Here is a 24,729-nt window from a genome sequence, read left to right as displayed (position 1 = left end):
AACGCGCATGAAAACCGTTCTCTGCTTTGGCGACAGCCTGACCTGGGGCTACGATGCGACAACCGACGCGCGGCATGCCTATGAGGATCGCTGGCCATCGGTGCTGCAGAAAGGTCTCGGGCATGGCGTGCGCGTCATCCCCGAGGGCTTGAATGGCCGCACGACCGTCTATAGCGATTATACGGCGGATTGCGATCGCAACGGCGCCCGTATGCTGCCGACGGTCCTGCATACGCATGCGCCGCTCGATCTGGTCATTATCCTGCTCGGCACCAATGACCTGAAGCCGGTTTATGCCAACAATGCTGTTATCGTCGGCCATGGCATCAAACGCTTGGTGGAGCTCATCCGCCACCACGCTTGGCCGGTCGAGACTGAGGGGCCGGAAATCCTGATCGTCGCGCCGCCGGTGCTCAGCGAAACCGAGCACGCGCTGCTTGGCCCTATGTTTGCCGGCCGGATCGAGGAGAGCCAGTCGCTCGCCTCGGTCTACGCCGATCTGGCAGACGAACTCGAATGCGCCTTCTTCGATGCCGGATCGGTGGCCAGGACAACGCCGATCGATGGCGTGCATATGGATGCGGAAAATACGCGCGCAGTGGGCAAGGGGCTGGAGCCTGTTGTTCGAATGCTGCTCGGAATTTAGCAGGCCGAAAGGCCGGTAAAGCAGCCGCGTGAGGCTGCAACAGAAATTTGCCAGGAAGTGGAAACACCCATGTCGAACGCATATGACGTCATCATCATCGGCTCCGGCCCCGGCGGCTACATTGCTGCGATCCGTGCGGCCCAGCTCGGGCTGAAGACGGCGATCGTCGAGCGCGAGCATCTCGCCGGCATCTGCTCCAACTGGGGCTGCATCCCGACAAAGGCGCTGCTGCGCTCCGCCGAAATCCTCCACTACGCCCAGCATCCCGGCGATTATGGCGTCAAGATCGAGGGCACCGTGTCGCCGGATCTCAAGGCGATCGTCGCCCGTTCGCGCGGCATTGCCCAGCGCATGAATGGCGGCGTCGGATTCCTGATGAAGAAGAACAAAGTCGACGTGATCTGGGGCGAGGCGAAGCTCACCAAGCCCGGCGAAATTCTGGTCTCCAAAACCACCAAGAAGCCGATGGAACCGCAGGCGCCGCTGCCCAAGAACACATTGGGCGAGGGCATCTACACCGCCAAGCATATCGTCATCGCCACCGGCGCCCGGCCGCGCGCTTTGCCCGGCATCGAGCCGGACGGCAAGCTGATCTGGACCTATTTCGAGGCGATGAAGCCCGAGGAAATGCCCAAATCGCTGCTGGTCATGGGCTCCGGCGCCATCGGCATCGAATTCGCCAGCTTCTACCGCACCATGGGCGTTGATGTCACGGTGGTCGAGATCATGAGCCAGGTGATGCCGGTCGAGGACACGGAAATCTCGGCGCTGGCCAAAAAGCAGTTCGAAAAACAGGGCATGAAGATCCTGCTCGACGCCAAGGTCGCCAAGGTGGAGAAGTCAGCCAATTCCGTTACCGCGACGATCGAGCTCAAGGACGGCAAGACTCAGACCATCACCGCCGACCGGATGATCTCGGCGGTCGGTGTGCAGGCCAATGTCGAGAATATCGGCCTTGAAACGCTCGGCATCAAGACCGATCGCGGCTTCATCGCCATCGATGGCTACGGCAAGACCAACGTGCCGGGCATCTATGCGATCGGTGATGTCGCCGGCCCGCCGATGCTGGCCCACAAGGCCGAGCATGAGGCGGTGATCTGCATCGAAAAGCTCGCCGGCCTGCCGAATGTGCATCCGATGGACAAGCTGAAGATCCCGGGCTGCACCTATTGCCATCCGCAGGTCGCCTCGGTTGGCCTGACCGAAGCAAAGGCGAAAGAACTCGGCCGCGACATCCGCGTTGGCCGCTTCCCGTTCGTGGCCAACGGCAAGGCCATCGCACTCGGCGAAGACCAGGGCATGGTCAAGACGATCTTCGACAAAAAGACCGGTGAGCTGCTCGGCGCCCATATGGTCGGCGCCGAAGTCACCGAACTGATCCAGGGCTTTGTCGTGGCGATGAATCTCGAAACGACCGAAGAAGAGCTGATGCACACGATCTTCCCGCATCCGACCATTTCGGAAACGCTGAAAGAAAGCGTGCTCGACGCTTATGGACGGGCGCTCAACGCTTGATCGATCGGTCCGAGCGGCTTTTTGCAGGCACAACGTGAAAGGAATTTTGGCATGATCGAAATCGGCTGGATTGGCGCAATTCTGATGGGCGGCCTTGCAGGTTGGCTTGCCGGCAAGTTCATGGACGCCCGCCACGGCATCTTCATGAATATCCTTCTCGGGATCATCGGCTCGGTCGTCGCCAATGCAATTCTGCGGCAATTCCAGATATTTGTAACCGGCGGCTGGCTCGCCTATCTTATTACCGGCTTCATCGGCGCATGCGTGCTGCTGTTCGTCGTAAAGCTGATAAGGAAATAGCGCCGACACGATCGGCGCAGGACGCGGAAAACATCATGGTCACCATCCTTGACACTTTGAGCCCCGAAAAGCGGGTCCGGCATCCGGAAAAGGCGCATCGCCCCGACAACGAGGTGATGCGCAAGCCGGACTGGATTCGCGTGCGCGCGCCGGTCTCCAAGGGTTACCAGGAAACCCGCGAAATCGTAAAATCGCATAATCTGGTGACCGTCTGCGAAGAAGCGGGTTGCCCGAATATCGGCGAGTGCTGGGACAAGAAGCACGCCACCTTCATGATCATGGGCGAGATCTGTACGCGCGCCTGCGCGTTCTGCAACGTCGCGACCGGCCGGCCGCTGGCGCTGGATCGTGAAGAGCCCGCCAACGTCGCCAAGGCGGTGAAGAAGATGGGCCTCAGCCACGTCGTCATCACCTCCGTCGACCGCGACGATCTCGATGATGGTGGTGCGCAGCATTTCGAGGAAGTCATCTGGGCGATCCGTGAGGCCTCGCCGCTGACCACCATCGAAATCCTGACGCCGGATTTCCTGCGCAAGCCCGGCGCGCTCGAGCGTGTCGTCAGGGCAAAACCGGATGTGTTCAATCACAATCTCGAAACCGTGCCGTCGAACTATCTGACGGTTCGTCCGGGCGCTCGCTATTTCCATTCGATCCGCTTGTTGCAGCAGGTCAAGGAACTCGATCCGACAATGTTCACTAAGTCGGGCATCATGGTCGGCCTGGGCGAACAGCGCAACGAAGTGCTGCAGCTGATGGATGACCTGCGCGTCGCCGATGTCGACTTCCTCACCATTGGCCAATATTTGCAGCCGACCCGCAAGCATCACCGGGTGGTGAGTTTCGTCACGCCAGAGGAGTTCAAGTCCTACGAGACGGTCGCCTATACCAAGGGCTTCCTGATGGTCGCCTCGAGCCCGCTGACCCGCTCCTCGCATCACGCTGGCGACGACTTTGCCAGGTTGCGCGCGGCGCGCGAAAAGATGCTGTCCAAGATCTCGGCATAAAGCCCGAGTTTTTCGGGTTGCATTTTATAAAACCTCACTGAAGAGTCAGAAGCCCGCGCTCCGTCAGCGCGGGCTTCTGTGCATTCCACGGCACTGTCGGGAGGTGGAAATGGATATTTCGACATTGTTTGCCAAGGCAGCCCAGCATGCTGCGCGTTATCGTCAGGGATCAACCGAGCGATTGCATCGTCCTGAGAGAGACTATGCCGCATCAGTTGCTGCACTCTCCGAGGATCTGCCGATCCACGCCATGTCACCGCAAAAGGTCATCGATGAGTTGGTGAGCCGGGTCGAGCCCGGCCTGCACGCAATGACCTCACCACGCTTCCATGGTTGGGTAATTGGCGGCTCGCATCCGGTTGGAGTGGCGGCTGATATGCTGACGTCCGCCTGGGGTCAGAACGCCGGCAACCATATTGCAACCCCGTCCGCCGCCGCCGCCGAACTGATCGCCGGGCGCTGGATCATCGAAATGCTCGGCCTGCCCGAAAGCGCGTCGGTCGGCTTCGTCACCGGCGCGACCATGGCCAACTTCACCAGCCTTGCAGCCGCCCGTAGCGCGGTTCTCGCAAAAGTCGGCTGGGATGCCGATCGACAGGGCTTGTTTGGTGCGCCGCCGATTACGGTTATCATCGGCGATGATGCCCACACGACAGTGTTTTCCGCACTCCAGTTTCTCGGGCTCGGCCATGACCGGGTGCTGCGCGTGCCGACCGACGGGGAGGGGCGGATGGCGGTTTCGGAGTTCGGGCGCATCATCGGAACGGTCGACGGACCCACAATCGTGATTCTGCAAGCCGGGCAGATCAACTCAGGTGCTTTCGATGATTTCGCCTCGATCATCCCGCTTGCAAAACAAAAGGGCGCCTGGGTCCATGTCGATGGCGCATTCGGCCTTTGGGCGCAGGTCTTGCCCGCAAAGCGGCACCTGACGAAAGGCATCGATCTTGCCGACAGCTGGGCAACCGATGGCCACAAATGGCTGCAAACGCCCTATGATTGCGGCTACGCCATCGTCCGCGACGAAGCAGCTCATCGCCGCGCCATGACCATTGCTGCGAGCTACCTTCCTGCGGCAAGTGACGATGAACGCGACCCCTCGCACTACGTTCCAGAACTTTCGCGTCGCGCGCGCGGTTTTGCCACCTGGGCGATGATCAAGCATCTTGGCCGCGAGGGTATCGCCGACCTCATCGCCCGCAATTGCAATGCGGCTGCGCGGATGGCCGAGAAACTGGCGGCGGAGCAAGGCATTGCTGTTCTCAACGACGTCAATCTCAACCAGGTGATCGTACGCTTCGGGGCGGACCGCAGCGATGCCGATGGTGACCAGGTGACGACGGACGTAATCGCCGCGCTGCAAGCCGATGGCACGCTCTTCGCCGGCGGCGCGAAGTGGCGTGACGGGCAGGTGATGAGGATTTCGGTGTCGAACTATCAGAGCGACGAGAAGGAGGCGGATATAGTGGTGGAGGCTATCTTGGCTGTCTATCGACGAGTGGTTTACAAGAACGCGTGAAGGTAAAGCTTAGTTCTAGGAAGCCCAGTCTTCGCGATGGTGGCGGACACGGATAATCAGAATGTCAGTGTTCGATTTGACGTAAATGACCAGATGAGACCCGCAGGGGTGAATTCTTACCGGCGGAGAAATCTCTGTTCGCTCTCTGGCAAGTTCGGGATTGTCCGACAGAATGTTGAAAACCGCCTGTAGATAGAGATGGTATTTGTTTGCCTGTCTGACGCCGAAAAGGCGCTTGCCTTCGGAATGAATGTGGCGGAGGTCCTCGGCTGCTTTTCTTGTAAGCCGATACGTCACGCGTACTATTCCGCTGCGCTTTGCATCGAACGAAGAATATCGGCCATCGTCTCATCGCCGACCCCGCTTGCGAGGCCTTCATCGACCAAGCGCTGCATAGCCGCGATCTTGCCAAGACGCTGTTGATCTTGGCGTATCAGGTCGCGAATGTAATCGCTGGCATCGGAGTATCTGCCGGAACTCGCTTGGCCTTCTACCCACTGCTGCATGGGCTCGGGCAGCGAGATGTTCACACTGGCCATTTGGGTCTCTCCTTTCGTTGAATTATCGCATTGCTGCGTAGAAATTGTCAAAGGGAGTCACTTGTTAATGGCGCAACTCGGCCTTAAGTCGTGAAACACTAGAGTTCCTCTTAAGCACGACGTTTTGCCCGCACCATGCCACAGTTCGAGACCACCCGCATCGCCAATCACTCCGCAGAGCAGATGTATGCCCTGGTCGCGGATATCGAAAAATATCCGGAGTTCCTGCCGCTCTGCGAGGCGCTGCATGTGCAGAACCGCAAGGAGCGGGATGGCAAGACGTTGCTGATTGCCGATATGAGCGTCGGCTACAAGGCGATCCGGGAGACCTTCACCACACAGGTGCTGCTGAAGCCCGACGAGAAAATCATCGAGGTCAAATACATCGATGGCCCGTTCAAATACCTCACCAACACCTGGCGCTTTCTAGATGTCGAAGGCGGGCGCTCCGAGGTGCATTTCTACATCGACTACGAATTCAAGAGCCGCATTCTCGGCGCTCTGATGGGCTCGATGTTCGACCGAGCCTTCCGCATGTTCACGGACGCCTTCGAGAAGCGCGCCGACAAGATTTATGCGGTCAATCTGCCCGGCTGAAGTTATTCGGCCCGGCTGAACCTCAGCCCAGCTTCGCCAATTCGATAATCATCTCAAGCGCAACTTCGACCGACGCCATTCGTACTTCGTCGCGCCCAATGTCGCCGAACTTCATTTCGCGGTGGATCATCGCGCCCTTGTAATGCCGGCCGCCGAAGTGCACGAGGCCGACCGGCTTGCCGGTTGAACCGCCGCTTGGTCCGGCAATGCCGGTAATGGAAACGGAGATTCCGGCTTCCGAGCGGGCGAGGGCGCCATGTGCCATTTCCAGCGATGTGTCCTTGGACACAGCACCGTATTGCTTGAGCGTGATCGGCATGACGCCGAGCATTTCGGTCTTGGCCTGATCCGAATAGGTGATGAAACCGCGCTCCAGCACCTGCGACGAACCGGGGATTTCGGTGATCGCGCCTGCAACCAGTCCGCCGGTGCAGGACTCGGCTGTCGCCACCATCACGTTCTTCTCGGTGCAGAGCGTGACCACTTCCTGGGCGAGCGCCAATATGTGTTTATCAAACATCTCAAATTCCCCCATAGACGACTGTGGCGGTTGCTATGGCTGCAATCCCTTCGCCACGGCCGATAAAGCCGATCTTTTCATTTGTCGTTGCCTTCACCGAGCACCGCTGAAGATCGATTCCCAGAATATCGGCCATCGCCTTTCGCATATCTTGCCTGTGCGGGCCTATCTTCGGTTCCTCGGCGATCAGCGAGACGTCGGCATTCATGATCGTACCGCCATGCTCGCGAACGATCTTTGCCGCATGCGCCAGGAAAATCTTCGATGGCGCGCCCTTCCATTGCGGATCGGAAGGCGGGAAGTGATCGCCGATATCGCCGGCGCCGCAAGTAGCGAGCAAGGCGTCGGTCAGCGCATGCAGCGCCACGTCGGCATCGGAGTGGCCCTTCAGCTTGTGATCATGCGGAATGAACACGCCGCAAAGCGTCACGCCATCGCCCGGTTCGAGCTGGTGGACGTCATAGCCGTTGCCGGTGCGTACATCGGGAATCTGTCGTTTCATCAGTTTTTCGTGCGCCAGTTCGATATCGCGTGCAAGTGTGAGCTTCACGTTTTCCCGGTCTCCGTCGACCAGCTTCACGGGGATACCAGCCCATTCTGCGATCGAAGCGTCGTCGGTGAAATCGGATAGGCCGGATTTCGCCGCCGCGCGATGGGCGGCCAGAATCGGCTCGAAGGCAAACGATTGCGGCGTCTGAGCGGCATAAAGGCCGGCGCGTTCGACGGTCTCGATGGAAAAGCCATCCTTCGAACCGCGCTTCAAAGTGTCGGCGACGGCCGTCGCCGGTAGCACGGCCTCGGCGCCCTCTGCGAGCGCGCTATGCACGCGGTCGAGCAAGGTGTCCGAAACGAAGGGCCGAACGGCATCCTGGATCATCACATGGCTGACGCCGGTTCCGGCCATTGCCTCGAGACCGTTGAGCACTGACGCCTGACGGGTGGCGCCGCCATAAACGGACCGTATTTCCGTAGAATGGGAGAGGCCTGCGATCGACTGGTCAAACAGCGCCTGGTCATCGGGATGGATGACGACGACAACAGGCCCGCTCTGCGGCCAGGAGAGGAATCGCGAAAGCGTCTCTGAAATCACTGGCCGCTGGCCGATCATGCGATATTGCTTGGGGCCGTCCGAAGCGCTGCCGGCGCGCTCGCCGCGCCCGGCCGCAACGATCAGGATGCCAATGGAGGATGGTTCATTTCGGTTCATATTGTTCGAAAAATCGCCTGCTAAGATGTGCTCAAGCCGGTTTATAGACAGCGCTTCGGCTTGACCAGTGCGCTTCACGGTAGAGCGCGCTTGTTTTTTAGGCTGGCATGCGAATTCACTTGGCAAGCTCTTCCAATCTGTCTAAAAATAATGCACAACAATGCAGTGCCTGAAAGATGAGCAGTTGAATTCTGAGATTTTGAAATCACCCTTGCAGATCGGGCCGGTGGCGTTTCGCAACCGTGTTGCTCTTGCGCCGATGTCGGGCGTGACGGATCTGCCGTTCCGGCAGCTTGCGTTCGAGTTCGGCGCGGGCTTCGTCGTTACCGAGATGGTCGCCAGCCGCGAACTGGTCGGCAATTCGGCTGAATCGTGGTCCCGACTGCAGAATTCGGGGATCAACCCGCATATCGTCCAGCTTGCTGGTCGCGACGCCCACTATATGGCGGAAGGCGCGCGCATCGCCGAAGCCAATGGCGCTGACATCATCGACATCAATATGGGTTGCCCGGCCAAGAAGGTCATCGGCGGACTTTCGGGTTCGGCTTTGATGCGCGAGCCCGAACTGGCGATTTCCCTCATCGAAGCGACGGTCAAGGCCGTCAAGGTGCCCGTGACCGTCAAGATGCGGCTCGGCTGGGACGACAGTTCGCTCAACGCACCGGAGCTGGCGCATGCCGCAGAGGATCTCGGCGCGCAGATGATCACTGTTCATGGCCGCACCCGCATGCAGTTCTACGAGGGCAGGGCGGATTGGTCTAAGATCGCTGCCGTACGCGAGGCGATCTCGATTCCCCTGATTGCCAATGGCGACATCGAGACCACGGAAGATGTCGAAGCGATCCTTGAACTCTCCGGTGCCGATGGTGTCATGCTGGGCCGTGGCGCGCAGGGCCGGCCTTGGCATGCTGGAGTCCTATCCGGCATGCGGACTGCGCCCGGTCGCGAGGAGATCGCAGCAATCTTTGAGCGGCATTACCGCATGACGCTTGACTTCTACGGCGGACTGCCGGGCTTGCGCCATGCCCGCAAGCATGTCGGCTGGACGCTCGACCGTTTCGCCGGTGCGCTTTCTGCGGAGCGGCGCACCGCAATTCTGACATCCCACGACCCGGAGGCCGTGATCAGCAATATGCATGACATCATTCTCAACCCGGCGGTTTCTGCTTCCTCCCAGGAAGAAGCCGCATGAACGGTGATCCCTTGAAACGCAAAACCCAGAATTCGGTGAATGAACTTGCCATGGGTGTGCTCAATGCCATCCAGAATGCAGTTATTCTGGTGGACGAAGACGGCTATATCGCCTTCGCCAACTGGGAAGCGGAAGCTTTCTTCGGTGCCAGCGCCAGCCATCTCTCCCGCCATACGATCTATGCCTATATCCCGTTCGGCAGCCCCATGCTGACGCTGATCGACCAGGTCCGTGAGCGCAAGGCGCCGGTCAATGAATATCGTGTCGACCTAAGCTCGCCGCGCCTCGGCGCCGACAAGCTGGTCGACATCTATGTGGCGCCGGTGCTGACCAATCCGGGCTCGGTGGTCGTCGTCTTCCAGGAGCGCTCGATGGCCGACAAGATCGACCGGCAGCTGACACATCGCGCCGCAGCGCGTTCGGTGACCGGCCTTGCTTCGATGCTGGCCCACGAGATCAAGAACCCGCTGTCCGGCATCCGTGGTGCAGCCCAGTTGCTGGAGACCCAGGTCAGCGACGAGGACCGGGCGCTGACCCAGTTGATCTGCGAGGAAACCGACCGCATCGTCTCGCTGGTTGACCGGATGGAGGTGTTTTCCGACGAGCGGCCGGTCGACCGTGCGCCGTGCAACATTCACTCGATCCTCGATCACGTAAAAGCCGTCGCCAAGGCGGGCTTTGCCCGTAACATCAAGATCACCGAAAACTATGATCCGTCGCTGCCGGCCGTGCATGCCAATCGCGACCAGATGATCCAGGTCTTCCTCAACCTGATCAAGAATGCGTCAGAAGCCGTGGCGGACCGCCCCGATGCGGAAGTAATGTTGACCACGGCCTATCGCCCGGGCATCCGTATCTCGGTGGCTGGCAGCCGTGAGAAAGTCTCGCTGCCGCTCGAATTCTGCGTCATCGACAATGGTCCCGGCGTGCCGGACGACCTGGTGCCGCATCTCTTCGATCCGTTCATCACCACCAAGACCAATGGTTCGGGGCTGGGACTGGCGCTGGTCGCCAAGATCATCGGCGGCCACGGCGGCATCGTCGAATGCGATCGCCAGAACAACAAGACGATCTTCCGCGTCCTCATGCCGGCATCGCGCAACGCACCGGCCGAGGACATGGTCGACAACAACAATCAGGGAAACTGAGATGAGTGCCGCTACTATTCTCGTCGCAGACGATGACGCCGCAATCCGCACGGTTCTGAACCAGGCCCTCAGCCGCGCCGGCTACGATGTCCGCATCACCTCCAATGCCGCAACCCTCTGGCGCTGGATCTCGGCAGGCGAGGGTGATCTCGTCATCACTGACGTGGTGATGCCGGATGAAAACGCCTTCGATCTTTTGCCGCGCATCAAGCGCCTTCGCCCGGAACTGCCGGTTCTGGTGATGAGCGCGCAAAACACCTTCATGACCGCGATCAAGGCGTCGGAAAAGGGCGCCTATGACTACCTGCCCAAGCCTTTCGACCTCACGGAACTGATCGGCATCGTCGGCCGCGCGCTCTCGGAGCCCAAGCGCAAGACACCGCGCCAGGAGGATGACGGCCAGGATGGTATGCCGCTCGTCGGCCGCTCAGCAGCGATGCAGGAAATCTACCGCGTCCTCGCCCGGCTGATGCAGACGGACCTGACGCTGATGATCACCGGCGAATCCGGCACCGGCAAGGAACTGGTGGCGCGTGCGCTGCATGATTACGGCAAGCGCCGCAACGGCCCCTTCGTTGCCATCAACATGGCGGCGATCCCGCGCGATCTCATCGAATCGGAACTGTTTGGCCATGAGAAGGGGGCGTTTACCGGTGCCCAGGCGCGCTCGACCGGCCGCTTCGAACAGGCCGAGGGCGGCACGCTCTTCCTCGATGAAATCGGCGATATGCCGATGGATGCGCAGACAAGGCTGCTGCGTGTTCTGCAACAGGGGGAATACACCACGGTTGGCGGCCGTACGCCGATCCGCACCGATGTCCGCATTGTGGCTGCGACCAACAAGGATCTGAAACAAGCGATCAATCAGGGACTGTTTCGCGAAGACCTCTATTATCGCCTCAATGTCGTGCCGCTGCGGTTGCCGCCGCTTCGCGAGCGTGCGGAAGACATCACCGATCTCGTCCGGCATTTCGTGCAGATGACCGAAAAGGAAGGCATGGCGCCGAAGCGCTTCGACAATGAAGCGCTTGAGGTGATGAAATCCTATGGCTGGCCCGGTAATGTCCGTGAGTTGGAGAACTTCGTCCGCCGACTGACCGCGCTCTATCCGCAGGACGTCATCACCCGCGAGATCGCTGACGCCGAGCTCAAGCCCGATTCGGCCGCCAGCCCCGCCGAGAAGGCCGACGCCCGCTCCGGCTCGGTTTCGATTTCACAGGCGGTGGAAGAGAACATGCGCAGCTATTTCGCAGAGTTCGGCGACAACCTGCCGCCGCCCGGCCTTTACGACCGCGTGCTGGCCGAAATGGAGTATCCGCTCATCCTCGCGGCTCTGACGGCAACACGCGGCAACCAGATCAAGGCAGCGGATCTGCTCGGATTGAACCGCAATACGCTCAGAAAAAAGATCCGCGAATTGGGGGTTACCGTCTATCGCAGTGCCCGAATGGCTTGACCTCCAACCAATTTACGTTGCATTTTCGCCACAATGCGTTGCTCTATAGCAACGCATTGTTCGTTTGGGCGCTCGATTCGAGCCGTCCGGGTGAAAAGACCTTTTCGCTTTGAAGCCCTTTCTCGCCACGGCGGGAGGCGGCTTTGGCGGCCATCAAAACTGCAACAGCCGGCATTTTGCCGGAATTTACGGGAAAGCTGCGCGATGCCCGACGAGGGTAACGAAAACACAGTGACCAAGTTCGACCGGCGAGGCATCTCCACCTCGACCGGCATCGCGGTTGCCGGCGGTGCGTTGCTGGCGGCACTTGCCACCCTCGCAGTGTTGCTCGGCTTCACGCCGATCGAGCCCGTAGCCAATGTGGTTGTGGCCTCGGTCGTCATCAACGCGCTCTTCGTAGCAGCACTTATGGCACTCGTCGGCTACGAACTCTATCGGCTGGTCAAGGCACGCCGCCGTGGCCGGGCCGCTGCTCGACTGCATATCCGCATCGTGACGCTGTTCTCGGTTGTCGCGATCGCGCCGGCGATCCTGGTTGCCATCATCGCCTCGCTGACCCTGAATGCCGGCCTCGATCGCTGGTTCAGCGCGCGCACGCAGGAAATCGTCAGCTCGTCGATCAACGTCGCCCAGGCCTATGTGAAGGAAAACGCGAGCTACCTTCAAGGGCAGACGGTTTCGATGGCCAATGACCTTGACCGCAACCGCCAGCTTTTCGCGCTCGATCGTTCCGGCTTCACCGATCTGTTGACCCGTCAGACCAAGGGCCGGGGACTTCTTGGCGCCTTCCTGATCAACAGCGATGGCTCTGCCATTCTCAAGGCCGACGTCCAATCCGACCAGCCGATACCGGAAATTCCGCGCGATGCACTGGCTGCGGCCGTGTCGGGCAAGCCGACGCTGATCCCGCCCGGAACCACCAATCTCGTCGGCGCCGTCATCAATCTCGATCAGATCGACGGCTATCTCTACACGATCCGCGCTGTCGATCCCGATGTGATGAAGGCGCTGCACCTGATGGAGCAGAATGCCGCTGAATATAAGGACATGGACAAAGGCAAGATCTCGACGCAGATCGCCTTTGGCATCATCTATGTCGGCTTTGCTCTCATCGTGCTGCTTGCGGCGATCTGGGCGGCGATCGCGGTCGCCGACCGTATCGTCCGGCCGATCCGCTTGCTGATCGGTGCAGCAGACAGCGTCGCCGGCGGCAATCTCAATGTGGTCGTGCCGGTTCGCGCCATCGATGGCGACGTCGGCAGCCTGTCGCGCACCTTCAACAAGATGATTTCGGAAATCCGCACCCAGCGCGACGAAATCCTCGTTGCCAAGGATGAGGTGGACGATCGCCGCCGCTTCATCGAAGCCGTGCTGTCGGGTGTGACCGCCGCCGTTATCGGCGTCGAGGACGACCGGACCATCACCATTGCCAATCCCTCGACAGCGATCCTGCTGGGCCGCGCGCCCGACGAGTTGATCGGCGAGAAGCTTGCCGATGTCGCGCCGGAAATCGATGCTGCGCTCTCGGAAGCCGCGACCCGCCACCGCGCCGAATTCCGCCGGCAAATCAATCTGATCCGTGGTGGCAAGGAACGCACGCTCAACCTCCAGGTCACCCGCGAAGAATCGCACGCGGGCAAGGAATCCTACGTCATCACTATCGACGATATCAGTGATCTCGTTGTGGCGCAGCGTTCGACCGCCTGGGCCGATGTCGCCCGCCGCATCGCCCATGAAATCAAGAATCCGCTGACGCCGATCCAGCTGTCGGCCGAGCGTCTCAAGCGTCGCTATGGCAAGCAGATCGCCGAGGACGACAGGGCGGTCTTTGACCAGTGCACCGATACGATCGTCCGCCAGGTCGAGGATATCGGCCGCATGGTCGACGAATTCTCGTCCTTCGCCCGCATGCCAAAACCGTCGAAGGAGAGCGTCGATCTCCGCACAATCCTCAAGGACACGGTCTTCCTGCGCGAGATGGGCAACAGCCACGTCAATTTCATCCAGGAATGGGGCGATGAGCCGCTGATCGGCGAATTCGACTCGCGCATGCTCGGCCAGGCTTTCGGCAATCTGGTGAAGAATGCCGTGGAATCGGTCGAATCCCTGGCCGAGGACCAGACGCGCGATGAGCTCAAGGTGATGATACGGGCAAAGCAGGAAGCCAATGGCGAGCGCATTGTTGTTGATATCATCGACAACGGCAAAGGCCTGCCACAGGAAAACCGTCATCTGATCCTCGAACCCTACATCACCATGCGTGACAAGGGCACCGGTCTCGGTCTGCCGATCGTCAAGAAGATCATCGAGGAGCATGGCGGGCATCTGGAATTGCACGATGCGCCACCGGATTTCGATCACGGCAACGGGGCGATGTTCCGCGTGGTCCTGCCGCGGGTTGGCGAAGTTTCGAACGAATTGGACAAGAAGGTAATGGGTCATGGCGTCTGATATTCTGGTAGTCGATGACGAGCAGGACATCCGGGACATCGTCTCGGGTATCTTGTCGGATGAAGGTCATGAAACGCGCACCGCGCATGACAGCGACAGCGCGCTCGCGGCCATTTCTGAACGTATTCCGCGGTTGATCTTCCTCGATGTGTGGATGCAGGGCAGCCGCCTCGACGGACTCGGCCTGCTTGATGAGATCAAGACCCGCTATCCCGAACTCCCCGTAGTGATGATCTCGGGTCACGGCAATATTGAAATGGCGGTCAACGCCATTCGCCGCGGCGCCTATGATTTCATCGAAAAGCCGTTCAAGGCCGATCGCCTGATTCTGATTGCCGAGCGCGCGCTCGAAACTTCGCAGCTGAAGCGCGAAGTGCGCGACCTCAAGAAGCGTTCTGGCGATTCCGTCGAGCTGATCGGCACGTCTGTGGCGGTTTCGCAGCTTCGCCAGACCATCGACAAGGTCGCGCCGACCAACAGCCGCGTGATGATCCTTGGTCCATCCGGTTCCGGCAAGGAGCTTGTAGCACGCCTGATCCACCGCAAGTCCGCTCGCGCCGACGGTCCATTTGTGGCGCTGAATGCGGCCACCATCACGCCTGAACGCATGGAAATTGCGCTGTTCGGCACCGAAGGTGCGCCGGGCCAGCCGCGCCGAACAGGTGCGCTCGAAGAGGCGCACCGGGGTATCCTCTATCTCGATGAAATCGGCGAAATGCCGCGTGAAACGCAGAGCAAGATCCTGCGCGTGCTGGTCGACCAGCAGTTCGAGCGGGTCGGCGGCAACAAGCGGGTCAAGGTGGATGTACGCATCATTTCCTCCACCGCCTATGATCTCGAATACATGATCTCCGAGGGCAGGTTCCGCGAAGATCTCTATCACCGTCTGTCGGTCGTGCCGGTGCGCGTGCCACCGCTATCGGATCGTCGCGAGGATATTCCGTTCCTGGTCGATATCTTCATGCGGCAGATCTGCGAGCAGGCCGGCATCAAGGCCCGCAAGATCGGCGACGATGCACTGGCAATCCTGCAGGCCCATGATTGGCCGGGCAACCTCCGCCAGTTGCGCAACAATATCGAACGGCTTTTGATCCTCGCACAGTCCGACGGACCTGATCGCGCGGTCACGGCCGAGATGTTGCCGGCCGATGTGCTCGACGCGATGCCCAAGGTGTCATCGACCGGTGACCAGCACATCATGACGCTGCCGCTGCGTGACGCTCGCGAAATGTTCGAACGGGACTATCTCATCGCCCAGATCAACCGCTTCGGGGGCAATATCTCCCGCACGGCGGAATTCGTGGGCATGGAGCGTTCGGCGCTGCATCGCAAGCTTAAGACGCTCGGCGTCTGATCGAATTCATTTCAGGGAATTTCCATGTCGAGAATCGCTTACGTCAATGGTGCCTATGTCCCGCATTCGCAGGCTATGGTGCATGTGGAAGATCGCGGCTACCAGTTCGCCGATGGCGTCTATGAGGTCTGTGAAATCCGCCACGGCATGATCGTCGATCTGACCCGCCATCTCGACCGCCTCGATCGCTCGCTCGGCGAGTTGCGCATCGACTGGCCGATGAGCCGCAGGGCGCTGGTGCATGTCATCCGTCAGGTGCTGCGCAAGAACCATGTCCGCAACGGACTGTTCTATCTTCAGGCAACGCGCGGCGTCGCCAAGCGCGACCATGTCTTCCCAGTGGCTGGCACGAAGCCGTCGCTGGTCATCACAGCCAAGAACACCAATCCAGCCATCATAGCAGCCAAGAATGCCAATGGCATCAAAGTGATAACGGTACCGGAAAATCGCTGGGATCGCGTCGATATCAAGACGGTCGGATTGCTGCCAAACGCGCTTGCCAGGCAGGCTGCCAAGGAGCAGGGCGCGCAGGAAGCGATCTTCATCGATCATGATGGGACTGTAAAGGAAGGCGCCGCGACCAATGTCTGGATGGTGGATGAGGACGGCGCGCTGCTGACCCGTCCGGCCGAACACGGCATCCTCCGCGGCATCACTCGTACCACCTTGATGGACATCGCCAAGCAGGTCGGACTGACCATTCGCGAGGAAGCATTCTCGGTCGAGAAGATGAAAGCTGCCCGTGAAGTCTTCATTACGGCGGCAACGTCGATATGTTTTCCCGTCGTCGCAATCGACGGCCAGCCGGTCGCAAACGGCCATCCCGGCAGCGTGTCGCAAAAGATAAGGGAGTCGTTTTTCGACATTGCGGAAAAGACGCCGATTTGATAGCTGTCTATATAAGGGCAGGCGCATCGAGGGAGCGTCGGCGGGAGGCATCAACAATAATCCGGCAAAATGAGCCGGCAAAAAATGGAAGAAACGGCGGGCGCAATGGCTGAACGTTCTCAAAATCTGCAGGATCTTTTTCTCAATACTGTACGCAAGCAGAAGATTTCTCTGACGATTTTTCTTATCAACGGTGTCAAGCTGACAGGCGTTGTAACCTCTTTTGACAATTTCTGTGTCCTGCTTCGTCGTGACGGGCATTCCCAGCTTGTCTACAAGCACGCTATTTCGACCATCATGCCGGGTTCGCCCGTGCAGATGTTTGAAGGCGAAGAGAATATCGGCTAACATTGCTGATCGAGCCAAGTGAGCGCTCGTATAGCCCGGCCAGCAGGCCGGGCCAAATTGCGTTTTTGAAACGCGATACCAGGAGATATCGACATTAACGAACGCGATACGAGCCAGGAATCACTCATTCCTGAAGGCCAGAAGCTTCGCAACGATATGTGTGCGGTCATTGTCGTGCCTGTGCTGAAATCGGCGCAGAGCTCAGATGGCAAAGCCACGCGGAGCAACGAAAGCCGGCTTGAGGAGGCTATGGGGCTCGCCCGGGCCATCGATCTCGAAATCGCCAACGGCATCATTGTCCAGGTCAGCCAGCCCAAGCCGGCGACCCTCATCGGGTCCGGCAAGATCGAAGAGATCGAGGGTATGCTGGAGGCGGGCAATGCGGGTCTGGTCATCGTCGATCATCCGCTGACGCCGATCCAGCAGCGCAATCTCGAAAAGGCCTGGAACGCCAAGGTCATCGACCGCACCGGGCTGATTCTTGAGATCTTCGGTCGCCGCGCCTCCACCAAGGAGGGCACATTGCAGGTGGATCTTGCCCATCTCAACTACCAGAAAGGCCGGCTGGTTCGCAGCTGGACCCACCTTGAGCGCCAGCGCGGCGGCGCAGGTTTCCTCGGCGGTCCCGGCGAAACCCAGATCGAAGCCGACCGCCGGCAATTGCAGGACAAGATCATCAAGCTCGAGCGCGAGCTTGAACAGGTCCGCCGGACGCGCCAGCTGCATCGTGCAAAGCGCAAGAAGGTACCGCATCCGATCGTAGCACTCGCAGGCTATACCAATGCCGGCAAATCGACGCTCTTCAACCGGCTGACGGGCGCAGGCGTGCTCGCTGAGAACATGCTGTTTGCCACGCTGGATCCGACGCTCAGGCGCATCCGCCTGCCGCAGGGCCGGATGGTGATCATGTCGGACACCGTCGGCTTCATCTCCGATCTGCCCACCCATCTCGTCGCCGCTTTCCGGGCAACGCTCGAAGAGGTGCTGGAAGCCGATCTGATCCTGCATATCAGGGATATGTCGGACCCCGACAATGCAGCGCAGGCTGCAGATGTCATGCGCATTCTCGGCGAACTGGGCATCGAGGAAAGCGAGCACGAGGCACGAATCATCGAGGTCTGGAACAAGATCGACCTTCTGGAGCCTGAGGCGCGCGAAGCGCTGGTTGCAAAGGCAGCGACAACGCCCAATACGATGGCGGTGTCCGCAATTACCTCTGAAGGCGTCGACGAACTACTTGCCGAAATCAGCAGGCGACTGTCCGGCGTGATGACCGAAGTGACGATCGTTCTGCCGCTCGACAAGCTGTCGATGCTGCCGTGGTTCTATCAGAACGCCATCGTCGACGGGCGTGAAGATCTCGAGGACGGCACGGTGAGCCTCGACATCAGGCTATCTGAAAAACAGGCCGAGGAGATGGAGCAGCGGCTCGGCATCCGTAACCATGTCCCGGAAGATCCCTTCGCCTGAAGCGCATGGGCTGGCCGGCGTTACGGCCATGCTCCTGGCCAATCGTTCAAATCTTCTCGATTCACGAGCAAACAAACAATTTCAACGCGTTCCGCCGCATTCCGCGTATTGACGCTTTGAAAGGCAGCAGGCACAACAGGTGCATAATCGCGGGTGGGGTCGGCGGGCGTGCTGCATGGAATATTTTAATCTCGGACTTCTGGCGCTCGAAGCAGTCCTCTATTTCATTGTCCTGATTACCTTGCTGCACTATCGCCAGCACATCGGTATCGGCGTGTTCATCGCCGTCCTCGGCACGCTGCACTTCCTCGAAACCTATCTGGCAGCAAAATTCTACGTCGCAGTGCCGTTTGGAGTCGTATCGCCCGGCTCGGTGATGATGTTCAGCGGCAAGCTGATAATGACCCTGCTGCTCTACACCAAGGAAGATGCGGCAACCGTCAGGCAATTGATCTACGGCCTACTGATCGGCAACTTCATCTGCCTTTTCTTCGGCTACGTGCTCAACCTGCATCTTGGCGACGGTTCTGGCGGAGCCGTTCTCACCGACGACACATTTATGCGCGAGATGGGGGTTCTGATGATATGGGGCTCGACGCTGCTCTATGTTGACTCGATCGCCATCATCCTGATTTATGAACGGCTCGGTCACTGGATCGGTAGAAGTGTGGTGCCCAGGCTGTTCATAGCTTCTGCATTGACGCTCGTTTTCGACCAGATCGGCTTTTACGGCGTCCTGCATTTCTATAACGGCGCGCCTGCAACTGTTTTCTGGAGCGGCCTGATCGGCAAGGTCGGCATGGCGGCCCTCTATTCTCTGATGGTCGGTGCCTATCTGATTATTGCCAACCAACAGCTGAAGACGCCGCTTCGCCCGATCGGCGATCTCTACCATGACCTGACCTATCGCGAAAAATACGATGAATTGCTGTCACGCACGGGCGTTGACGCTCTGACCGGCCTTCAGGACCGCGGCAGGCTCGAGCAGGATGGCGCAGACATGTTGCGGGCCGCGCTGAGCAGCGGCAAGGAGTTCAGCCTGATGGTCGCCGATGCCGACCACTTCAAGAATGTCAATGATCGCTTCGGCCATCTTGAAGGCGACAAGGTGCTGAAGCGGATAGCCAAGTGCCTGAGCAACAGCATTCGTTCAGGCGACCGGGTCTACAGGTTCGGCGGCGAAGAGTTCATCGTGCTGGCCACCCGCGCCGACCACGCCGAGGCTCTCGAAGCCGCAGAACGTATCCGCTCAATTGTCGCGGAGTTCGTCAAGGCGTCTGACCACCTGCCGGTGACCATCAGCATCGGTGTCGCAACCGCGCGCCATCACGGCAAGAGCCTTGTCGAGTTGATTTCAGCCGCAGACAACGCGCTCTATCTCGCCAAGGCCGCCGGCAGGAACCGCGTGCAGGGCGCGCCTATTCCTTAGACCCCAGGCGTTCGGCCCGCTTGGCGTCTTGCCACAGCGCTTCCATCTGGTCGAGTGTCGCATCTTCCAGGCTCTCGCCGGCGTCGTTGAGGCTCGATTCGATATGCGAGAACCGGCGGCGGAACTTGGTGTTGGTGCCGCGCAGCGCCATTTCGGGGTCTGCGCCAACATGCCGGCCGATATTGACGGCCGCGAAGATCAGGTCGCCGAGTTCGTCCGCGATCTTGACCTTGTCGCCGCTGGCAAGCGCCGCGCGGAACTCGGCAATCTCCTCCTCGATCTTGTCGAGGATCGGCTCGGGTTCCGACCAGTCGAAGCCGACCTTCGCAGCCTGCTCCTGCAGCTTCAATGCTTCCATCAGCGCCGGCTGGGCGCGATGCACGGCACCAAGATGGCTGGCTTTGAAATCCTCGGAGATGCCGCGCTTGGCACGCCGTTCGGCGCGTTCGCGCTTTTCCTCGGCCTTGATCTCGTTCCACTGCTTCTTGACCTTGGCCGGGTCGTCGGCTTCCGAAACCGCGAAGACATGCGGATGCCGGCGGATCATCTTCGATGTTATGGCCTCAACGACCTCGCCGAAACCGAACTCGCCTTGTTCCTCGGCCATTTCAGCGTGAAAGACCACCTGCAGCAGGAGATCGCCCAATTCGTCGCGCAGATCATCCAGATCGCCGCGCTCGATTGCGTCGGCGACTTCATAAGCCTCTTCGATCGTATAGGGTTTGATGGTCTCGAAGGTCTGCTCGAGATCCCAGGGGCAGCCGGTAACGGGTGTCCGCAGCGCCGTCATGATTTCAAGCAGCCGGCTGATGTCCTTGGATGGTGTCATGTCAAAACTCAATTCAGCGGTATTGCGTTGTCGTCCTTGGACGCCTGGTAGACGTTGGACAATTCGCCATAGCTCGCCTTAATGGCCTCGATGCGGCTGGCAAACTCGGTCTTGTGGCCGGGCGTCGCGCCGGCAGCGAGATCGGCGATCCAGAAACTGTTCCAGAAGGCGTTGCTGCGACGATAGCCACCCGGTTCCAGCCCGAACACTTCCTTGAGGATTTTCAGATCGTGCGGGATCGCGAAGGCATCGCGGCTGTCTTCATGGCTGAAGAAATAGACGAAATTGTCGAAGCCCGCCCAGGTAATCGCCGACATGCACATCGTGCAGGGCTCGTGCGTCGACAGGAAGATCAGGTCCTTGGTATCCGGCTTCTCGCCGAGTTCGTAGAAGCGCTTCAACGTATGGATTTCGCCGTGCCAGAGCGGGTTCTCGGTTTCGTTGTTGGTCTCCGCGACCACAAGCGACAGGTCCGACTTGCGCAGAATGGCCGCGCCAAACACCTTGTTGCCTTCGGCGACACCCCGGCTGGTCAAGGGAATGATGTCATTCTCCATCACCGACAGCAGACGGGAGACAAGACTATCGGTGTTATGGTTGAACAGCATGGACGCGCTCCGCGGGAATTGAAAAGACATTAGCGGCAGAGCGGAGATATTGGGAAGTGCCGCATCAGCGAAACGAACAATTTATTCCGGACCGGCACTCATGAAATGGCTGGGAGCCGAGGCATACGACACATATTGCTCAATAAGGCCAAAAACCGAGGAAAAGAATATACTTGACCCGACAATGCCGGATTCCTGTTTCTTCACCATTGCCGACTAAAAGGCCATATTGCAGCATCTCGAATAGGGTTTTGCGATGTTCGAACGTGACGATCAGCTCAGCGTCTTTCCGGCCTTTTTCCGCGTCGAGGGGAAAAATGTTGCCGTGATCGGCAATGGAGACGAAGCACTGGCCAAGGCCAGGCTGCTGCTGAACACGCGTGCCAACATTACGCTGATCGCAGAGGCGCCGAATGCCGCCCTGATGGCGCTGATCATCCAGAACGACATCCATCATATTGCGCAGGCATTCGAGCCGTCACTGATCGCCAGCATGACGCTGGTTTTTGCAGCGACGGGCGATGCAGCCGAGGACCGCAGGATCGCTGCCGCCGCCCGCGAACTCAAGATCCCGGCCAATGCCGTCGATCAGCCGGAGCAATGCGATTTCCTGACGCCGGCAATCATCAACCGTGCACCGGTCGCCGTCGCTATCGGCACCGAAGGCGCTGGCCCCGTCCTGGCACAAATGATCCGCGCCCAGATCGATCAGATACTGTCACCGTCGCTGGGTCGACTGGCGCGGCTTGCCAATCTCTACCGCGATGCCGTCGAACATATGCTGCCCAAGGGCGTGGCGCGTCGCGTATTCTGGCGCCGGTTCTTCTCGGGTGATGTCGCCCAGTCGGTTTATAGCGGCAAGTTTGCCGACGCTGAGCGCGAGGCGACGCGTCTTCTCAACACGCTGGGCGAGGTCAAGGGCCATGTCTGGCTGGTCGGTGCCGGCCCCGGTGCCGAAGACCTGCTGACGCTACGTGCGCAGCGGGTGATGATGGAAGCCGATGTGCTCGTTTATGACGCGCTGGTGCCACAGGCGATTGTCGATATGGGCCGCCGCGATGCCGAGCGGATTTCCGTCGGCAAGCGCAAGGGCTGCCATTCGAAGTCCCAGGAAGAAATCAACGACCTGCTCGTCGAGCTTGGCCACGCCGGCAAGCGCGTCGCACGGCTGAAGTCCGGTGATCCGCTGGTCTACGGCCGCGCCGCCGAGGAAATGCAGGCACTTCGCACCGCAGGTATCTCTTATGAGATCGTACCCGGCATTACCTCCGCCTTTGCCGCCGCCGCCGATTTCGAGCTGCCGTTGACGTTACGTGGCGTTGCCTCGTCGCTGATCTTCACCACCGGCCATGACCTGACCGGCGATGTGTTGCCCGATTGGGCAAGCCTTGCCATCTCGGGTGCCACCATCGCGGTCTATATGGGCCGCAGCGTTGCGGCCTCCGTCGCCGAACGCCTTATCGCTGCGGGCCTGCCCGAGGAAACCACGGTCGCTGTCATCGAAAATGCAAGCCGTCGCGACAAGCGCATGCTGCATGGCGTGCTTGCGGATCTCCCCGGCCTAGAAAACCGCAACGATCTCGGCGGTCCGGTGATGGTGATCATCGGCGATGCGGTCGCCGGCGCTAATCTTGACAATTCAGAGCCTTTGCTTTCCAGAGAAACGCGAAGAGCAGACTACACCACCGGAGCATGACATGGCCTTGCAGATTTTGACCGCCAACCGGCTTTCGGACGGTATTTCCGTCTGGTACGATGTCGACGGTCGATGGAACGAAAGCATCGCGCGCGCCGAAATCGCCCGCACCACGGAAGACGAGGCGCGGCTTGAGGCAATCGGCAAAAAAGCCTTCGCTGACAATCTCGTGCTCGATGTCAATCTGATCGACATCGAGGAGACCAACGGCTTTATCCGTCCGTTGCGCCTTCGCGAGCGCATCCGCGCCGAGGGCCCGACGATCGACTACGTGATCTGATGGCGCGTGACCGGCGCCACCTGCTGAAATACCTGGGTTGAGGAAGAGTAATATGTACCGTTACGATGAATTCGATCATGCCTTCGTGGCCGACCGTGTGGCGCAGTTTCGCGACCAGGTCGAGCGGCGGCTGTCCGGCGAGATCGCTGAGGATGCCTTCCGTCCGCTGCGGCTGATGAACGGCGTCTATCTCCAGCTTCACGCCTACATGCTGCGCGTCGCGATCCCCTATGGCACGCTCAATTCCAAGCAGATGCGCATGCTTGCCCACATCGCTCGCAAGTACGACCGCGGCTACGGCCATTTCACCACCCGCCAGAACATCCAGTATAACTGGCCGCGTCTTGAAGACACGCCGGATATCCTGGCTGATCTCGCCAGCGTCGAGATGCATGCCATCCAGACGTCGGGCAATTGCATCCGCAATGTCACCGCCGATCATTTCGCCGGTGCTGCTGCCGATGAAGCCGCCGATCCGCGCCCCTATGCCGAAATCCTCCGCCAGTGGTCGTCGGTGCATCCGGAATTCACCTTCCTGCCGCGCAAGTTCAAGATTGCCGTGACCGGCGCCGACACCGACCGTGCCGCGATCCAGGTGCACGATATCGGCCTGCATCTCAAGAAGAACGAAAAGGGCGAGATCGGCTTCGACGTTTACGTCGGTGGTGGTCAGGGTCGCACACCGATGGTGGGCAAGAAGATCCGCGAATTCCTGCCGGAAGAAGACCTGCTCTCCTATACGACCGCAATCATGCGTGTGTACAATCTCTATGGCCGCCGCGACAACAAGTACAAGGCACGCATCAAGATTCTCGTCCATGAAACAGGCGTGGAAAAACTGTCGGCCGAGATCGAAGCCGAGTTCAACGAATTGAAGAACGGCGAACTCAAGCTGCCGGAAAAGGACATCGAGGCAATTCAGGGCTACTTCGCACTGCCCGACCTCAAGGATCGCCCCGAAGGCTGGGCAAGCCTGGCTGCCTGGAAGAAGGCCGATGCCGATTTTGCACGCTGGGTGGACCAGAACGTTAAGCCGCACAAGCACCCCGACTACGGCATGGTAACGATTTCGCTGAAGCCGATCGGCGGCATTCCAGGCGACGCGAGCGATGCGCAGATGGACCTGATCGCCGACCTCGCCGAAGAGTACGGGCTTGACGAAATCCGTATCAGCCATGAGCAGAACGTGATTTTCCCGCATGTCGCCCTTGCCGACCTCGAGGCGCTTTACCGTGCGTTGAAGCCCGCCAATCTTGCCACGGCAAATTCGAACCTGATCACGGATATCATTGCCTGTCCCGGCTTGGACTATTGCGCGCTGGCAAACGCGCGCTCCATCCCGGTCGCGCAGGAGATTTCCGAACGCTTTGGTTCGCCCGAACGGCAGGCAGAAATCGGTGAGCTGAAGATCAAGATCTCCGGCTGCATCAACGCCTGCGGCCATCACCATGTCGGCCATATCGGCCTGCTGGGCGTGGAAAAGAAGGGCGCCGAACTCTACCAGATCACTCTCGGCGGCTCCGCTGACAACAACACGTCGGTCGGCGATATCATCGGGCGCGGTTTCGAGCCGGAAAAGGTCACCGACGCCATCGAAACGGTGGTCGACACCTATCTCGGCCTGCGCCTTTCGCCACAGGAAACCTTCCTCGAAGCCTATCGCCGCGTGGGGCAGCAGCCTTTCAAGCTGGCGCTGTATGGCAACGCCGCCGAAGCCGCATAAAGAGAGCCGA

The 24,729-nt window shown here is 59.7% G+C and carries 24 protein-coding genes; 18 read left to right on the top strand and 6 right to left on the bottom strand.

Annotated elements, in window-relative coordinates; genetic code table 11:
• Nucleotides 1-7: 7 nt before the first annotated feature.
• From ACXHRN_RS12910 to ACXHRN_RS12890, 5 genes are all read left to right on the top strand, one after another.
• Nucleotides 8-646 carry an SGNH/GDSL hydrolase family protein gene (locus ACXHRN_RS12910; protein WP_488641703.1) on the top strand — a complete coding sequence of 213 codons (639 nt, stop codon included), beginning with the start codon at nucleotides 8-10 and terminating at the stop codon, nucleotides 644-646.
• Nucleotides 647-715: 69 nt separating this feature from the next.
• The gene (lpdA, locus tag ACXHRN_RS12905; protein ID WP_488641702.1) at nucleotides 716-2,161 is read left to right on the top strand and encodes a dihydrolipoyl dehydrogenase; all 1,446 of its coding nucleotides are present in this window, start codon (nucleotides 716-718) and stop codon (nucleotides 2,159-2,161) included.
• A 51-nt stretch (nucleotides 2,162-2,212) separates the two neighbouring features.
• Nucleotides 2,213-2,461 carry a GlsB/YeaQ/YmgE family stress response membrane protein gene (locus tag ACXHRN_RS12900; protein WP_488641701.1) on the top strand — a complete coding sequence of 83 codons (249 nt, stop codon included), beginning with the start codon at nucleotides 2,213-2,215 and terminating at the stop codon, nucleotides 2,459-2,461.
• A gap of 35 nt (nucleotides 2,462-2,496) precedes the next feature.
• A complete protein-coding gene (gene lipA, locus ACXHRN_RS12895; RefSeq protein ID WP_488641700.1) occupies nucleotides 2,497-3,465 on the top strand; it encodes a lipoyl synthase in 969 nt (322 codons plus the stop codon).
• A gap of 109 nt (nucleotides 3,466-3,574) precedes the next feature.
• Nucleotides 3,575-4,984 (top strand): pyridoxal phosphate-dependent decarboxylase family protein, encoded by a 1,410-nt coding sequence (locus ACXHRN_RS12890; RefSeq protein WP_488641699.1) that lies wholly within the window; start codon nucleotides 3,575-3,577, stop codon nucleotides 4,982-4,984.
• A 15-nt stretch (nucleotides 4,985-4,999) separates the two neighbouring features.
• Here ACXHRN_RS12890 and ACXHRN_RS12885 read toward each other — a convergent pair whose 3' ends face one another.
• Both ACXHRN_RS12885 and ACXHRN_RS12880 read right to left on the bottom strand, forming a co-directional pair.
• Complete coding sequence (locus ACXHRN_RS12885) at nucleotides 5,000-5,281, bottom strand: type II toxin-antitoxin system RelE/ParE family toxin (RefSeq protein WP_488641698.1); 282 nt, start codon at nucleotides 5,279-5,281, stop codon at nucleotides 5,000-5,002.
• 5 nt (nucleotides 5,282-5,286) lie between these two features.
• Nucleotides 5,287-5,523 carry a type II toxin-antitoxin system ParD family antitoxin gene (locus ACXHRN_RS12880; RefSeq protein WP_488641697.1) on the bottom strand — a complete coding sequence of 79 codons (237 nt, stop codon included), beginning with the start codon at nucleotides 5,521-5,523 and terminating at the stop codon, nucleotides 5,287-5,289.
• Between the two features lie 135 nt (nucleotides 5,524-5,658).
• Here ACXHRN_RS12880 and ACXHRN_RS12875 point away from each other — a divergent pair, with 135 nt between their 5' ends.
• Nucleotides 5,659-6,120 carry a type II toxin-antitoxin system RatA family toxin gene (locus tag ACXHRN_RS12875; protein ID WP_488641696.1) on the top strand — a complete coding sequence of 154 codons (462 nt, stop codon included), beginning with the start codon at nucleotides 5,659-5,661 and terminating at the stop codon, nucleotides 6,118-6,120.
• Nucleotides 6,121-6,142: 22 nt separating this feature from the next.
• Here the strand turns inward: ACXHRN_RS12875 and ACXHRN_RS12870 are convergent, their stop codons facing one another.
• Nucleotides 6,143-6,640, bottom strand: coding sequence for a CinA family protein (locus tag ACXHRN_RS12870; protein WP_488641695.1), 498 nt, complete (start codon nucleotides 6,638-6,640; stop codon nucleotides 6,143-6,145).
• 1 nt (nucleotide 6,641) lies between these two features.
• Nucleotides 6,642-7,847 (bottom strand): bifunctional 2-C-methyl-D-erythritol 4-phosphate cytidylyltransferase/2-C-methyl-D-erythritol 2,4-cyclodiphosphate synthase, encoded by a 1,206-nt coding sequence (locus tag ACXHRN_RS12865; RefSeq protein WP_488641694.1) that lies wholly within the window; start codon nucleotides 7,845-7,847, stop codon nucleotides 6,642-6,644.
• Nucleotides 7,848-8,007: 160 nt separating this feature from the next.
• Between ACXHRN_RS12865 and dusB the strand changes: the two genes are divergently transcribed.
• The 9 genes from dusB to ACXHRN_RS12820 all read left to right on the top strand — a co-directional run bounded on the left by dusB (nucleotide 8,008) and on the right by ACXHRN_RS12820 (nucleotide 19,583).
• Nucleotides 8,008-9,039 carry a tRNA dihydrouridine synthase DusB gene (gene dusB, locus ACXHRN_RS12860; protein WP_488641693.1) on the top strand — a complete coding sequence of 344 codons (1,032 nt, stop codon included), beginning with the start codon at nucleotides 8,008-8,010 and terminating at the stop codon, nucleotides 9,037-9,039.
• The gene (locus ACXHRN_RS12855) at nucleotides 9,036-10,187 is read left to right on the top strand and encodes a two-component system sensor histidine kinase NtrB (protein ID WP_488641692.1); all 1,152 of its coding nucleotides are present in this window, start codon (nucleotides 9,036-9,038) and stop codon (nucleotides 10,185-10,187) included. The genes dusB and ACXHRN_RS12855 overlap by 4 nt, the downstream gene beginning before the upstream one ends.
• 1 nt (nucleotide 10,188) lies before the next feature.
• Entirely contained in the window at nucleotides 10,189-11,643 is a 1,455-nt protein-coding gene (ntrC, locus tag ACXHRN_RS12850) for a nitrogen regulation protein NR(I) (protein WP_488641691.1), read from the top strand.
• A gap of 204 nt (nucleotides 11,644-11,847) precedes the next feature.
• Entirely contained in the window at nucleotides 11,848-14,094 is a 2,247-nt protein-coding gene (locus ACXHRN_RS12845) for a sensor histidine kinase NtrY-like (RefSeq protein ID WP_488641690.1), read from the top strand.
• The gene (gene ntrX, locus ACXHRN_RS12840) at nucleotides 14,084-15,448 is read left to right on the top strand and encodes a nitrogen assimilation response regulator NtrX (protein ID WP_488641689.1); all 1,365 of its coding nucleotides are present in this window, start codon (nucleotides 14,084-14,086) and stop codon (nucleotides 15,446-15,448) included. The genes ACXHRN_RS12845 and ntrX overlap by 11 nt, the downstream gene beginning before the upstream one ends.
• Nucleotides 15,449-15,472: 24 nt before the next feature.
• Nucleotides 15,473-16,336 (top strand): D-amino-acid transaminase, encoded by an 864-nt coding sequence (locus tag ACXHRN_RS12835; protein WP_488641688.1) that lies wholly within the window; start codon nucleotides 15,473-15,475, stop codon nucleotides 16,334-16,336.
• A 105-nt stretch (nucleotides 16,337-16,441) separates the two neighbouring features.
• Nucleotides 16,442-16,684, top strand: coding sequence for an RNA chaperone Hfq (gene hfq, locus ACXHRN_RS12830; RefSeq protein WP_201661278.1), 243 nt, complete (start codon nucleotides 16,442-16,444; stop codon nucleotides 16,682-16,684).
• Between the two features lie 156 nt (nucleotides 16,685-16,840).
• The gene (hflX, locus tag ACXHRN_RS12825; protein ID WP_488641687.1) at nucleotides 16,841-18,154 is read left to right on the top strand and encodes a GTPase HflX; all 1,314 of its coding nucleotides are present in this window, start codon (nucleotides 16,841-16,843) and stop codon (nucleotides 18,152-18,154) included.
• A 175-nt stretch (nucleotides 18,155-18,329) separates the two neighbouring features.
• Nucleotides 18,330-19,583: a GGDEF domain-containing protein gene (locus ACXHRN_RS12820; RefSeq protein ID WP_488641686.1), complete on the top strand. Its 1,254-nt coding sequence runs from the start codon at nucleotides 18,330-18,332 to the stop codon at nucleotides 19,581-19,583.
• Here ACXHRN_RS12820 and mazG read toward each other — a convergent pair.
• Nucleotides 19,573-20,412, bottom strand: coding sequence for a nucleoside triphosphate pyrophosphohydrolase (gene mazG / locus ACXHRN_RS12815; RefSeq protein WP_488641685.1), 840 nt, complete (start codon nucleotides 20,410-20,412; stop codon nucleotides 19,573-19,575). The two genes, ACXHRN_RS12820 and mazG, sit on opposite strands and share 11 nt — an antisense overlap.
• A gap of 8 nt (nucleotides 20,413-20,420) precedes the next feature.
• Entirely contained in the window at nucleotides 20,421-21,020 is a 600-nt protein-coding gene (locus ACXHRN_RS12810; RefSeq protein ID WP_488641684.1) for a deaminase, read from the bottom strand.
• A 256-nt stretch (nucleotides 21,021-21,276) separates the two neighbouring features.
• On the opposite strand from ACXHRN_RS12810, the gene cysG reads away from it, so the two are divergent.
• Genes cysG through ACXHRN_RS12795 form a run of 3 tightly spaced genes read left to right on the top strand, consistent with a single transcriptional unit; the run spans nucleotide 21,277 to nucleotide 24,719 of the window.
• Nucleotides 21,277-22,716 carry a siroheme synthase CysG gene (gene cysG, locus ACXHRN_RS12805; protein WP_488641683.1) on the top strand — a complete coding sequence of 480 codons (1,440 nt, stop codon included), beginning with the start codon at nucleotides 21,277-21,279 and terminating at the stop codon, nucleotides 22,714-22,716.
• Between the two features lies 1 nt (nucleotide 22,717).
• A complete protein-coding gene (locus tag ACXHRN_RS12800) occupies nucleotides 22,718-22,996 on the top strand; it encodes a DUF2849 domain-containing protein (RefSeq protein WP_488641682.1) in 279 nt (92 codons plus the stop codon).
• A 52-nt stretch (nucleotides 22,997-23,048) separates the two neighbouring features.
• Nucleotides 23,049-24,719, top strand: coding sequence for a nitrite/sulfite reductase (locus ACXHRN_RS12795; RefSeq protein ID WP_488641681.1), 1,671 nt, complete (start codon nucleotides 23,049-23,051; stop codon nucleotides 24,717-24,719).
• Nucleotides 24,720-24,729 lie beyond the last annotated feature (10 nt).

This window comes from Shinella sp. OV683 (assembly GCF_057787725.1).
The sequence above is the reverse complement of the archived record's forward strand: the minus strand, read 5'-3'. Positions and strand labels throughout refer to the sequence as shown.

Bases quoted from the DNA above. Each gene is read 5' to 3' on its own strand.
- ACXHRN_RS12910 (WP_488641703.1), top strand. From the start codon at position 8: ATGAAAACCGTTCTCTGCTTTGGCGACAGCCTGACCTGGGGCTACGAT.
- lpdA (WP_488641702.1), top strand. From the start codon at position 716: ATGTCGAACGCATATGACGTCATCATCATCGGCTCCGGCCCCGGCGGC.
- ACXHRN_RS12900 (WP_488641701.1), top strand. From the start codon at position 2,213: ATGATCGAAATCGGCTGGATTGGCGCAATTCTGATGGGCGGCCTTGCA.
- lipA (WP_488641700.1), top strand. From the start codon at position 2,497: ATGGTCACCATCCTTGACACTTTGAGCCCCGAAAAGCGGGTCCGGCAT.
- ACXHRN_RS12890 (WP_488641699.1), top strand. From the start codon at position 3,575: ATGGATATTTCGACATTGTTTGCCAAGGCAGCCCAGCATGCTGCGCGT.
- ACXHRN_RS12880 (WP_488641697.1), bottom strand. From the start codon at position 5,523: ATGGCCAGTGTGAACATCTCGCTGCCCGAGCCCATGCAGCAGTGGGTA.
- ACXHRN_RS12875 (WP_488641696.1), top strand. From the start codon at position 5,659: ATGCCACAGTTCGAGACCACCCGCATCGCCAATCACTCCGCAGAGCAG.
- ACXHRN_RS12870 (WP_488641695.1), bottom strand. From the start codon at position 6,640: ATGTTTGATAAACACATATTGGCGCTCGCCCAGGAAGTGGTCACGCTC.
- ACXHRN_RS12865 (WP_488641694.1), bottom strand. From the start codon at position 7,847: ATGAACCGAAATGAACCATCCTCCATTGGCATCCTGATCGTTGCGGCC.
- dusB (WP_488641693.1), top strand. From the start codon at position 8,008: ATGCAGTGCCTGAAAGATGAGCAGTTGAATTCTGAGATTTTGAAATCA.
- ACXHRN_RS12855 (WP_488641692.1), top strand. From the start codon at position 9,036: ATGAACGGTGATCCCTTGAAACGCAAAACCCAGAATTCGGTGAATGAA.
- ntrC (WP_488641691.1), top strand. From the start codon at position 10,189: ATGAGTGCCGCTACTATTCTCGTCGCAGACGATGACGCCGCAATCCGC.
- ACXHRN_RS12845 (WP_488641690.1), top strand. From the start codon at position 11,848: ATGCCCGACGAGGGTAACGAAAACACAGTGACCAAGTTCGACCGGCGA.
- ntrX (WP_488641689.1), top strand. From the start codon at position 14,084: ATGGCGTCTGATATTCTGGTAGTCGATGACGAGCAGGACATCCGGGAC.
- ACXHRN_RS12835 (WP_488641688.1), top strand. From the start codon at position 15,473: ATGTCGAGAATCGCTTACGTCAATGGTGCCTATGTCCCGCATTCGCAG.
- hfq (WP_201661278.1), top strand. From the start codon at position 16,442: ATGGCTGAACGTTCTCAAAATCTGCAGGATCTTTTTCTCAATACTGTA.
- hflX (WP_488641687.1), top strand. From the start codon at position 16,841: ATGTGTGCGGTCATTGTCGTGCCTGTGCTGAAATCGGCGCAGAGCTCA.
- ACXHRN_RS12820 (WP_488641686.1), top strand. From the start codon at position 18,330: ATGGAATATTTTAATCTCGGACTTCTGGCGCTCGAAGCAGTCCTCTAT.
- mazG (WP_488641685.1), bottom strand. From the start codon at position 20,412: ATGACACCATCCAAGGACATCAGCCGGCTGCTTGAAATCATGACGGCG.
- ACXHRN_RS12810 (WP_488641684.1), bottom strand. From the start codon at position 21,020: ATGCTGTTCAACCATAACACCGATAGTCTTGTCTCCCGTCTGCTGTCG.
- cysG (WP_488641683.1), top strand. From the start codon at position 21,277: ATGTTCGAACGTGACGATCAGCTCAGCGTCTTTCCGGCCTTTTTCCGC.
- ACXHRN_RS12800 (WP_488641682.1), top strand. From the start codon at position 22,718: ATGGCCTTGCAGATTTTGACCGCCAACCGGCTTTCGGACGGTATTTCC.
- ACXHRN_RS12795 (WP_488641681.1), top strand. From the start codon at position 23,049: ATGTACCGTTACGATGAATTCGATCATGCCTTCGTGGCCGACCGTGTG.